This is a genomic window from Pelorhabdus rhamnosifermentans (genome assembly GCF_018835585.1).
GTDB lineage: Bacteria > Bacillota > Negativicutes > UMGS1260 > UMGS1260 > Pelorhabdus > Pelorhabdus rhamnosifermentans.
On record NZ_JAHGVE010000022.1, the window covers coordinates 24830 to 36368 of the forward strand.

At 40.4% G+C, this 11539-nt stretch carries 12 protein-coding genes; 2 read left to right on the forward strand and 10 right to left on the reverse strand.

Annotated features, from left to right (window positions below; translation table 11 throughout):
* Positions 1–5 precede the first annotated feature (5 nt).
* From Ga0466249_RS19970 to lgt, 6 genes are all read right to left on the reverse strand, one after another.
* Positions 6–2090 (reverse strand): stage V sporulation protein D, encoded by a 2085-nt coding sequence (locus tag Ga0466249_RS19970; protein WP_215831250.1) that lies wholly within the window; start codon positions 2088–2090, stop codon positions 6–8.
* 59 nt (positions 2091–2149) lie between these two features.
* Positions 2150–2581 (reverse strand): cell division protein FtsL, encoded by a 432-nt coding sequence (gene ftsL / locus Ga0466249_RS19975; protein WP_215831251.1) that lies wholly within the window; start codon positions 2579–2581, stop codon positions 2150–2152.
* 21 nt (positions 2582–2602) lie between these two features.
* Positions 2603–3550 carry a 16S rRNA (cytosine(1402)-N(4))-methyltransferase RsmH gene (gene rsmH, locus Ga0466249_RS19980; protein ID WP_215831252.1) on the reverse strand — a complete coding sequence of 316 codons (948 nt, stop codon included), beginning with the start codon at positions 3548–3550 and terminating at the stop codon, positions 2603–2605.
* A 13-nt stretch (positions 3551–3563) separates the two neighbouring features.
* Positions 3564–3995 carry a division/cell wall cluster transcriptional repressor MraZ gene (mraZ, locus tag Ga0466249_RS19985; RefSeq protein WP_215831253.1) on the reverse strand — a complete coding sequence of 144 codons (432 nt, stop codon included), beginning with the start codon at positions 3993–3995 and terminating at the stop codon, positions 3564–3566.
* 140 nt (positions 3996–4135) lie between these two features.
* Positions 4136–4954, reverse strand: a complete 819-nt coding sequence (locus Ga0466249_RS19990) for a polysaccharide deacetylase family protein (RefSeq protein WP_215831310.1) — start codon at positions 4952–4954, stop codon at positions 4136–4138.
* A 79-nt stretch (positions 4955–5033) separates the two neighbouring features.
* The gene (lgt, locus tag Ga0466249_RS19995) at positions 5034–5828 is read right to left on the reverse strand and encodes a prolipoprotein diacylglyceryl transferase (protein WP_215831254.1); all 795 of its coding nucleotides are present in this window, start codon (positions 5826–5828) and stop codon (positions 5034–5036) included.
* 229 nt (positions 5829–6057) lie between these two features.
* Between lgt and Ga0466249_RS20000 the strand changes: the two genes are divergently transcribed.
* Positions 6058–6249: a DUF1858 domain-containing protein gene (locus tag Ga0466249_RS20000; protein ID WP_215831255.1), complete on the forward strand. Its 192-nt coding sequence runs from the start codon at positions 6058–6060 to the stop codon at positions 6247–6249.
* A gap of 55 nt (positions 6250–6304) precedes the next feature.
* Here the strand turns inward: Ga0466249_RS20000 and Ga0466249_RS20005 are convergent, their stop codons facing one another.
* The 3 genes from Ga0466249_RS20005 to Ga0466249_RS20015 all read right to left on the reverse strand — a co-directional run bounded on the left by Ga0466249_RS20005 (position 6305) and on the right by Ga0466249_RS20015 (position 9278).
* Positions 6305–6535 (reverse strand): FeoA family protein, encoded by a 231-nt coding sequence (locus Ga0466249_RS20005; protein ID WP_215831256.1) that lies wholly within the window; start codon positions 6533–6535, stop codon positions 6305–6307.
* A gap of 15 nt (positions 6536–6550) precedes the next feature.
* On the reverse strand, positions 6551–8491 hold the full coding sequence (feoB, locus tag Ga0466249_RS20010; RefSeq protein ID WP_215831257.1) for a ferrous iron transport protein B: 1941 nt from the start codon (positions 8489–8491) through the stop codon (positions 6551–6553).
* 115 nt (positions 8492–8606) lie between these two features.
* Positions 8607–9278, reverse strand: coding sequence for a C40 family peptidase (locus tag Ga0466249_RS20015; protein ID WP_215831258.1), 672 nt, complete (start codon positions 9276–9278; stop codon positions 8607–8609).
* Positions 9279–9441: 163 nt separating this feature from the next.
* Here Ga0466249_RS20015 and Ga0466249_RS20020 point away from each other — a divergent pair, with 163 nt between their 5' ends.
* Positions 9442–9690, forward strand: coding sequence for a TIGR03905 family TSCPD domain-containing protein (locus Ga0466249_RS20020; protein WP_215831259.1), 249 nt, complete (start codon positions 9442–9444; stop codon positions 9688–9690).
* Between the two features lie 118 nt (positions 9691–9808).
* On the opposite strand, the gene Ga0466249_RS20025 is transcribed toward Ga0466249_RS20020, so the two are convergent.
* Entirely contained in the window at positions 9809–11365 is a 1557-nt protein-coding gene (locus Ga0466249_RS20025) for an ATP-binding protein (protein ID WP_215831260.1), read from the reverse strand.
* Between the last annotated feature and the right edge of the window lie 174 nt (positions 11366–11539).

Consider the following 11539-nt stretch of genomic DNA (forward strand, 5'->3'; position numbering starts at 1 on the left):
CTTTTTTATTCAAAATATACCTCAATGGTTGTTCCAGACGACACTTGACTGCCTGCTGGCGGATCTTGTTTCACAGCCTGCGTCCCTTGATTTGCTTGTTTATAAGTTAGACCTAGCTGTCCCAAGAGCTCCATCACTTCTTTTTCACTACGACCACTGCAATCAGGCACAGTCACTTCACCTGTTCCTGGGCGGGCCGTTGTTAAGGTATAAAGTAGCACCTGTGAACCAACAGGAACGCGACTGCCTGGCCGCGGAATCTGATCTGCGATGCGCTCCCCTGTTTCTTCAATTCGCGCAGCTAAACCTGCCGCCTGTAAATCTTTCATGGCATCTGAGACAGACTCATTAAGTAAATTCGGCACAAGCACATGACTCTGCACATTTTCAGCCGTCTTGGTCGGAACATTCGTCACTTGTAAATAAGGCAAAACATCCTTCATAACTGCTGCAAAAACGGGAGCTGCAACCTGGCTGCCATAATAAATGCCCACAGGTTCGTCAACAATGACAAGCATGACAATCTTGGGATGATCGCTAGGCGCAAAGCCAATAAAGGAAGCAACATACTTATCAGGCAAATAACCACCTGCCCCAACCTTTTGGGCAGTTCCTGTTTTCCCCCCAATTTTAAAGCCGTCAATAAAAGCATTTTTACCTGTACCGATTTCTACAACTTTTTCCAGAATTCCTCTTACTTGATTACTTGTTTCAGAATTTATTGCTTCCTGAACAACATCAGGCTGAAAACTGCGAATGGTTTGACCATTTTTATCTTGAATCGTCTTAACTATCTGCGGTCTCAGCCAAGTACCGCCATTGACAACAGCACTCACTGCCGTAAGAAGTTGAATCGGCGTTACAGCAATTCCCTGCCCCATAGCCATCGTAGCAATATTAATAGGCTTAACTTGTCGCTTGTCAATGACAATTCCCTTGGCCTCCCCAGGTAAATCAATACCTGTAGGCCGTCCGAAGCCCAGTTTATCAAGATAGGTATAAAAAGGATCTCGCCCTAGACGAAGTCCAACATTGACAAATCCGACATTACAGGAATTTTCCACTACTTCTTCAAATGTTTCACTGCCATGGCCGCCATTTTTCCAGCAATGAATTTTCCGTCCCTGTACGTCAATATAACCCGGATCATAAAACCGATCCGTCAGCGTCACTACTTTTTCACTTAATGCAGCGGATGATGTAATAATTTTAAAGGTAGATCCTGGTTCATAGGCATTGGATACGGCAATATTACGCCATAACTTTGGTGAATAATCAGCAAAATGATTCGGGTTATAGTCTGGGCGATTAGCAAGAGCCAAGATTTCACCCGTATTCGGGTCCATAGCCACAATCGTAGCTCCCTTGGCTTGTGTTTCTTGCATGACACGCCCCAGTTCACGTTCCGCAACTTGCTGAATCACCATATCAATAGTCAAATAAATATCATTTCCTTCGACAGGTGGTACAAAACGATGATTGGCATAAGGTATTTCCCGCCCTCTTGCATCATATTCAACCATAATGCTGCCTGGCCGACCACGCAAATAACTGTCAAAAGTAATTTCTACTCCATCTAGACCTTGGCTATCAATCCCGGTAAAGCCTAAAATATGTGAAGCTAAATCTTCCTGTGGATAATAGCGCCGACTTTCTTGCGTGATGCCAATACCGTCAAAGCCTAGCGCTTGAATTTGCCGCGCCACATTACTGTCTACTTTACGTTTCACCCAAGTAAAAGCCTGATGTCGTTGCAATAATTTGGACAAATGTTCCTCATTTAATGCCAAAATAGCAGCCAATTTGGCTGCTGTCTCTTGTACATTTTTAATTTCAGCGGGAATTGCGTAAATAGACTCCGTACTCATACTCACAGCTAATTCTTTACCTGTCCGATCAAAAATAATCCCCCGTTTCGCTTCTACTGGAATATCGCGAATCCGTTGATCTGTCGCATTTTCCGCAAGCCACGTACTGTGAAAAAGCTGTAAATAGCCTAACCGCACAACTAATCCTCCCATAGCAACTGCCATAAAGAGAAACAAAAAAATGACCCGTTTTCGAATCGTGCCATGTGAAGCCGAAGCCACTATGCATTCCCCCATCACTTAAGAAGAAGCTAGAGTGACCCTCTCACACCAGACTCTTCTTAATTCATTCCAAGCGCAGGAGTAGTCTTATTGTTCTTAGCAGCAGTAGCAGTCATATTAGTTTGACTGAGATTGCCCTCTGATGAGGCTTGTGCATGATAAACGACCGAGGGTAAAACCATGCCGAGTTCCTTTTTTGCTATGCGCTCAATTCTTGCCGGCGATTTTAGTTTGGCTACATCAAGATGAAGAACTTCATTTTCCTTCTCTAAAGATGCTACTTGTGTTTTCATTTTCACAAGTTCATAGCCTGAACGAACTACAAATTCACTTTGCATAGTCAATATCACTGCCATCAATGCAAGAACAGTAACAAAAACGAAATATTTTCTTCTTCGCTGCACATCAAGTCGAGTTCGCGGCAAAGAAGGGACTATTTGTTCATCTGGTTGTTCAATAAGTTCCCACTCTTGCTTTTTGCTCACTAACATCTTACTGACCCTCCTTGGATTCTAGAACGACTCACCCGGTAATTTTTGACCGATCCGCAATTTAGCACTTCTCGCTCGTGGATTTTCTGCTAATTCAACCACTGACGGTTTACGAGGTTTACCTAGGATCTTAATGACTGGCTGATGATGGCAGGTACAAATAGGAAACTGTGGCGGACAAATACAACCTTTTGATTGTTCCTGCAAAACTTGTTTAGCTATACGATCTTCTAAAGAATGAAAGGTAATAATACAAATCCGCCCGCCTGGCTTAAGTAGCCCAATGGCATCAGAAAAAGATTGTTGCAAAATCGCAAGTTCACGATTCACTTCAATACGAATGGCTTGAAAGGTTCGTTTCGCCGGATGAGGACCTTCTTGACGCGCTCCCTTGGGAATGGCTTTTTTAACAATATCTACCAAATTGCCTGTTGAAATAATCGGTTTCGTTTTTCGCTCAGCTACAATAAAATCAGCAATACGCTTCGCCCAGCGTTCTTCACCATAATCATACATGATTTTAGTAAGTTTCTCGGCACTATATTCATTCACAACTTCTTTTGCTGACAAGATATTTCTAGGATCCATGCGCATATCAAGCGGGGCATCTTGCATATAAGAAAATCCACGCTCCGCTGTATCAAGCTGATAAGATGAGACGCCTAGATCATAAAGTACACCATCAACAGCATCAATAGCTAGGTCCTGTAACACCTCTTTAAGTTGTTCAAAATTACTTCGAATAATATGTACGGTGCATTTAGCACTCGCCAAACGTTCTTTACCAGCCGCAATGGCTGCTGGGTCCTGATCTAAACCAATATAAGTGCCAGAAGCAGCAAGTTTACTCACAATGGCTTGTCCATGTCCGGCTCCACCTAGTGTGCAATCCACGTAAATGCCTGCTGGATTGACTACTAAGTTATTCACACTTTCTTCAAGCAAAACGCTTTTATGTTCAAAATTCATCTGTTTCACTCCGTCAAATACCAAAATCCGCAAGATGCTCAGCAATTTGAGCAACTGTCGGGGCAATCGTGGTATTATACTCATCCCAATTCTCTTGATTCCATATTTCAATTCGGTTCGAAACACCGATAACAACGACATCTTTCGTAAGATGGGCATAATCTCTTAAATTACCTGGTAACAATACACGTCCCTGCTTATCAAAACCTACTTCAGCGGCTCCAGCAAAGAAAAAACGCACAAAAGCACGGGCTTCCGGCTTAGACAAGGGCAACTGGCGCAATTTATTTTCTAGTATGGCCCATTCTTCTACGGTATACACAAATAAACAATTTTCCAATCCTTTTGTAGCAATAAACGTAAAGCCAAGCAATTCACGAAATCTTGCTGGCAAAATCAACCGTCCTTTGGCATCAATCGTATGATTATACTCACCCATAAACACGGCTTTCACCATCACTAAATAGGATTTTTACACCACTTTACACCACTTTACACCACTTTATAGTCTAATTCGAATAAAAATAAAAAAATCCTTCAAAAAATTGAAGGATTTTTCAAAAAGTAATATTTAAGATAAAAGTCCTAGTTCCGAATGAGACCTAAACGTTCTAATATAGGAGCGGCCTTGACTCTGATAAAAAAGGAGCGAAAAGTATGCTGTGTTCGAAAAATAGGAATTCTTTCAATAGAATAGAAATTGCTGTCTGAATCCGCTTGACCATAACGGACAGTAAACGCCATCTTATAGCCAGCCTTCTGAACTAAATGACGAATCTCATCATTATAGGTTCCTGTTGGATAAGCAAAATAACGCGGCCTTGCACCGAGTTCTTGCTCCAATTTCTGACTGGAAACAGTCAGTTCTGTAGTAATCTGATCGGCATTAAGCTCTGTCAGCGGTACATGATTGACCGTATGGGAACCAATGGTAAAACCGCTTTCCGCCATTTCTTTGACTTGATCCCATGTCATAAACCGCGGATCATGACTAATAAAATCTGTAATCACAAAGAAAGTCGCTGTGAAATTATATTTTTTTAAAATGGGATAGGCATTGACATAATTGTCTTCATAACCATCATCAAAAGTAATCAATATCGGTTTGTCCGGAAGCGGAATCCCCTTTTTGAGAGCCTTAAAAAGCTGATCAGGTGTAACTGTATGATAGCCGTTTTCACTAAGATACCGCATTTGCTTATCAAATTCTTCCGGAGCCACAGACAAAGCAATTTGCATGGTATCAATTTTATGATAATTTAAGACAGGCACTTCAGGACAGACTGTAGGCGGCTCCAGATTAGCCTCTGTTACGACGGCATTCGTTCCAGCCATCGTTGTTGCAATAAATAAAAACATGAACACTAAAAGAATGCCTACAACAGACTTATGATAACGATGCATCAATTGTTTCCCACCTCCTTCCTGCAAATTCTGTCATTCATGCAAGAAAGACAACCATAGACAGTCTGTAACCAATCATTCATTGTCTTTTCCTCCACAAATTGCTATAGTTTCTCTGGCGTAAAATCAGTAATATACTCGCGACAACTATAAAAATAAGACTTCCTAGTTGTGCTATATTGACGCCATATAAGATTTCACCATCTAAGCGAGTAAATTCCACTATGATGCGTCCTATAGACTGTAAAATAAGATAAAGAAAAAACAGCCAGCCCGATTTGAGTCCAAACCGATTGCGAAACAGCCAGCCAACAACGAGGAGGATTAAAAATACGCCAAAATCCGCACCAGACTGATACATAAAAACAGGATGGAAAAAGTCATACTCTTCATACCCAACAGGCCGATGAGCATAATCAATATAAATGCCCCATGATAAATACGTGGGGTAACCGATGGCTTCCTGATTAACTAAATTCGCCCATTGACCAAGGGACTGCCCCAATGCTAAGCCTGGTGCCACCGCGTCAGCATACAGACCAAAAGGCAGACTATGATATTTGGCATAGCCAACTAGCACAAGAATGACACCCAGCATAGCCCCGTGCATAGCAAAACCGCCTTGACTGAAACAGAAAATTTCCCCCAAATGATAACTATAATAAGGCCAATTAATGATCACATAATATAAGCGAGCACCCAAAATTCCAGCGGGAATGGCTAGCACCGCCATATCCAGAAGTGGCTGAACAGGTAATCTTCGATACAAAATCTGACAATAACAAGTAAGAATACAACATAAAATTGCACCAGACATAATCAGACCATACCAATGAAAATGCCAAGGACCTACAACAAGACTTCCATAATTCATAAATAAACTCCTTATCACAATAATTAGTAGAATAAAGTGCTATGATAACTATTTTATTGTACTGCTCTATAACCGAAAGGTCTAGACTAAATTTGTATGATAAACACTCCCCGACTAGTTAATACGATTAAACGTTTCTTTGTCACTTCTCGCTTGTCAGGTTTTAAACAAAGTGTTATGATTAGTAAATAAATTATTTCATTTGTACATAAAGGAGGTCTCGCTAACCATGATTACCAAAGAAATGAGCATTATGGAAGTGGTTGAAAAATATCCTCAAACAGCTGCTGTTTTCCAACAACACGGCATGGGTTGTTTAGGTTGTGCAGCTGCACATTTTGAAAACATTGACCAAGGTGCAGCTGCGCATGGTATTAACATTGAAGCCTTGATCAGCGATTTAAATAAAGTCACGAAATAAAGAAATCCCTCATTAAAAACTAAAAGAGAGTAATCCCTTACAGGATTGCTCTCTTTTAGTTTTTGGCCACACCTAAAATATTACCAGCAAGAACCCGATCAAGCGCAACCTCCGTATAGTCAATTTGTAGAACTACGACAGGTTGCAGTTGTAATAAGGTAACTGCTGTCCCAACAATTAACCCAAAAATCATAAGTTTACGACTATCATCACGTGAAGTACAGATTTTACTCACAACAATATGACTACCTACATAAAAACAAGTAAGAGGCTGCTCTTTTTTCATTGTGATCGCCTTCCTTTATAACAAAAGCCAATGGATGAATCCTCCTGAGCCAAAGGAAATTACAATAATTATACTAACAATCGCCATTGTTGCCAAAATTCCCCGTTCTTTAAGCATCACCATAAACTGCGCCAAACAAGGCATAAACAAGGTAAATGTCACACAGGCCACAAATAATTCACAATCATTTAACTGGCCGTTTAAATACAAGTCATACATGCCAGCAGCCCCATAATCGCGGCGAATAAATCCCATAAGAAAAGCCTTTGCAGCTTCTGGCGGCAGTCCTAATAAATGCATAATAGGTATAAATGCTGTAATAAGTCGCGGTAATATCCCCATGAAATCACTAAGCCACAACAAAAAGCTTATCAACAGAAAAACAGGCAAAATTTCACTAAAATACCATATCATGCGTGTATAGGCTTTCATCACGACATTAGAAAGATGCGGACAGCGAAAGGGCGGTAGTTCCATAAAAAAGGGGCGGCGTTTTCCCGGCAAAACCTTGTCGCTTACATAACCGCTAACAATAAATATACCAAACAGATAGGCACACCACAAGCTAAGAAAACCTGCATGATGTGAAAGTACGGCAAGAACAATTCCAAGCTGCGCTGAACAAGGTATCGTCAAAGCGAGTAAGAAAGTGGCAAGTAGTCGTTCTCGCTTCGATTCTAATGTTCTTGTAGCCATAACGGCCATGGTTCCGCAGCCCAGTCCTAGCATCATGGGAATAACGGCCCGACCATTCAACCCCATGCGTCGAAACAGTCCATCTGTCAATAAAGCAAGCCGCGGCAGATAACCACAATCTTCTAAAATTGCAAAAACAAAAAAAAACGAACTAACAATAGGCAGCACAATGACAACAGCATAGCGAACTCCTAATGTAAAAAATCCATATTCGCCAATAAATAAAGATTGAATAAGGGGCGTAACATTCACAATCCTGAGGATTTCCTGCGCCAAGGGAATTAAATAACGTTGAAAAACCGCTTCATCAAGATAGTCGACTAAAAATCCGGCTCCAAAGTGACCCACAAGCTGATACAAACCAAAATAAAGCACCAAGCATAAAATGGGAATACCTGTTAAGGGCTGTCTGGTCATTCTTCCTAATCCCCTGGCAATACGCTGCGAATGCCTGACCTTTGAAATAGAAAGAACCTTATGAATCAGTTGATCAGCATGCTGTTGCCGCTGTGTCATAAGCTGTTGACTAAAGGTAGAACCCATTTTTCCTTGTAAATACTCCCTTTGATTCTGCACAACAGACCACACTGATTTTAACTGTTTAGAAAAACTGTAAACACCGAGAATTTCTTTATCCTGTTGCAATAGCAGATAGGCAATAAGCCGACGACTCAAGACAGAATGCTCAGGTAATATCCTAGCAATGTTTGCTAAAGCTTCCTCCGCTTCAATGGAAAACAACATCAATTTACTCTGCTTCACATGATAACTGCCAATCAATCGCTTTAATTGATCCATCCCTTGCTGCTTAATGGCTGACAATGCAATAACAGGCACATCCAACTCTGCTGCTAGTTTCTTCATATCAAAAGTTAGCCCTTGACGCCACGCTTCATCCATCATATTGAGTACTAAAATAACAGGAAAGCCACCGTCAAGTAATTCAAATGACAGAGGTAACATTCGCCGAATATTTTTTGCATCAAGGACATGCAAAACCAGAGTGGATTTTCGAGTAAACAAGATTCGTCTTGTAACCCGCTCTTCTTCAGTAACTGGTAGCAAAGAATATACCCCGGGTGTATCAATCACTTCATAGTTCTGGCCTTCAATCTGGCAAGTTCCTGTAGCAAGTTCAACAGTTGTCCCAGGATAATTGGAAACGGCGGCATAAGCCCCTGTAAGGGCATTAAAAATCACACTCTTCCCCACGTTAGGTGAACCGATTAATAATAACCGTTTGCCACCACTACCACTCATAACAACGCCTCCTGCCCAAGCAGACACAATCGTTGTTATTTTTTATTCAAGTAAACGCTAATTTATGAAAATAAAAAAACGTGCGCTGTTAACGCTTTTTAAATAAAAACATGTGTTAACGATATAATACACGTCTGGCACCAATATAGCGGGTATGCCAATATTGTTCTGCTAACTTACTAATCATGACACCACGACTACTTGAGGCATGAATAAATTTTCCTTCCCCCAAATAAATGCCTTCATGAGAAGCGCCTTTGGCATAGGTCGTAAAAAAAACTAAATCGCCAGGTTGCAAATCGTTATAAGTCACCTGTTTACCTGATAAGTATTGCTGGTCAGCCATTCTTGGCAATTGATGTCCTTGTTGTTTATAAACATACTGCGTAAATCCGGAACAGTCAAAACCTTTAGGCGTTGTTCCACCAAATACATAAGGCACTCCCAAATACCTTTTTGCTGTATTCAAAACGCCTTTCACTTGCTTGCTTGCTGCAGTACTCGGCATTTCTCGCCCGACAAGCTCACAGTAAGTATCACTATTGACAATACCATCATCAGGAAGTTTATAACTACGCTGAAATTTCTGAACAGCGGCTTTCATTTTGTAACTAAACACACCATCAATAACATCACTATAGTAACCGCGCTCTTTTAATTTTGTCTGAATCAGTGATACATTCGAGCCTTTATCACCGACAGTATAATACATGCCAGAAGCCAAAACAGGAAAAGTCCAAGCGGTAAACAAAAGTCCAATCAGAAAAGCACGAAACAGTCGGGCCATTGTCATCACTCCTAAACAGTTTTGCTATTATTTTCTCTCTTTGAACAAATTTTCCTGCTTTTCTACTTAAAATTCATTATTTCCTTACAACAATCAAGGACTTTCCCTAAAAGTGTTGAATACTTATTAAATACGTTTGTTGCTATCTCAGGGGGAATGACTCATGCATACTTATGCCACTTCAGGCACTTGCTCAAAACAAATTACTTTTGATGTACAAAACAGCATTGTTAAAAATGTGATATTTCATGGCGGATGCAGCGGCAATTTACAAGGCATCAGTAAACTTGTAGAAGGTTTGCCTATAAATGAAGTCATTGCACGATTAAAAGGAATTCAGTGTGGGACAAAACCAACGTCCTGTCCCGATCAGCTTGCTACCGCACTAGAAGAATTCACAAAGAAATCTTAACCTGCTAAAACAACACTACTTTTTATAAAGAACCAGGTGTCTTTCGTTTATCTAAGCGAAAGACACCTGGTTTTCGTAGCAAAGAAATTACTCACCTATATAAGTATTTTGAACTACACTAACCTAATAACATTTGCTCATCAAAATTCTTTTCGTTCTCCGACAAAACGGTAAGCCTTGGCATTTCGTTTATCAAAGGGAAAGCAATTGTAAAGGTAGTTCCTACTGAACTCGTCGCTACATCAATGGTCGCTCCGTGATGCTTGGCGATTCGATAACATACGGAAAGTCCCAAGCCCGTTCCTTTATCTTTCGTCGTAAAAAAAGGGGTTCCCATCTTTTTCAATACATCCGGCGTAATGCCGCTTCCCTCATCCGCTACAACGAGCAGGATTGTTTCCTCTGTAGCGCAAGTTTTAATCGTAACTGTCCCCCCTGCCGACATGGCGTCCAAAGCATTACCAACTAAATTCAAGATTAATTGACGAATTTCTTTACCATCAAATTCGGCTATAGGCAAAGGACCAGGAATAAATTTAATATTTTTTCCCATTCCCAACGCCTGAGCATAAAGGAGAGGCTCTAAAGCACCAACAACCGCATTTAAATCTTGCTGGACAAAGTGAGTTGGCTTATTGCGCGCCATTGTCAAGAACTCGCTAATGAGAGAATTAGCTCGATCAAGCTCATGAATCATAAGTTCGTAAAATCCCTTATAACGACTACAATCTTCCTTTTTCATCATCATTTGTAAAAAGCCCCGTACAGTTGTCATGGGATTACGAACTTCATGACTAACTCCCGCGGCCATTTCACCAACGAGACTTAAACAATCCAAACGATACATTTCACTTTGCAGCCGCCGATCCTCAGTAATATCTTCAATTTGCGCTAATATGACGCGCTGACCATGAAGCCGGATGGTTTCAAGAAAGACAAATGCCAATCGCAGCTCACCCTGTTTGGTGCAAAAAGACAGCTTGAATTTATTTGTTGCATGATTCTGGCGCAACGTTAATATAAGATTATGAAAAGATTGGCTAGAACAGAGGTGAAGCTCCGTTACAGTCCGCCCAAGTACCTCAGCTCTGTTAAAACCAGTCCCAGCTAAAAACCGACTATTCGCATTGATAATTTTCCCATCCAAGCTATGAAGTGTCATCATACAAAGACTCGTATAAAAAGTCTTAAAGAATTTATGATTGGCTTGCCTTAATTCACGTTTCATGGCATCATTACCGTTTTCTTTATGCATAAGTTGTTTATTTGTTTCTGCTAATTGAAGTGTCTGTTTCTCCAATATCTTTTGTAATCTGCATTGATTTTTTTCTATATTCTTATATTTTAGGACATCGGTCGTAACATTACGAAAAAAAACAGCAACACCTTCATCATAAGGTGACAAAAAAATTTTTATCCAATATTCATCTGCCATAATAGCTTTTTGAAATTGAAAAGCCTGATCACTATGAACAACCTTCTGCCAATGTACTAAAAAATCACAAAGAAAACTTGCTGGAAGTAAATCAATAACTTTTACTTGAACCAATTCATTACGACTGCGCTTAAATAATCTTTCAGCCTGGCTGTTTACTTGAACAATCTTTCCAGTTGAATCACTAAGCACGCAGGCATCGAGAATACTTTCTAAAAAAGCGCTTAATTCACTTGTCATCTGCAGTACTCCTCCCAAAGTTCCGGAAGATTCGGAGAATAATTGGCATATATTAACATCTCAGTTAATAAGTTTCGCTACTACTCTATTAAATACCTGCTAATAAATATATTTTTTTATAGGCATGCCGCGAAAATATTTCGACGGAATATTCTAATAAAAAAGGATTTAAGA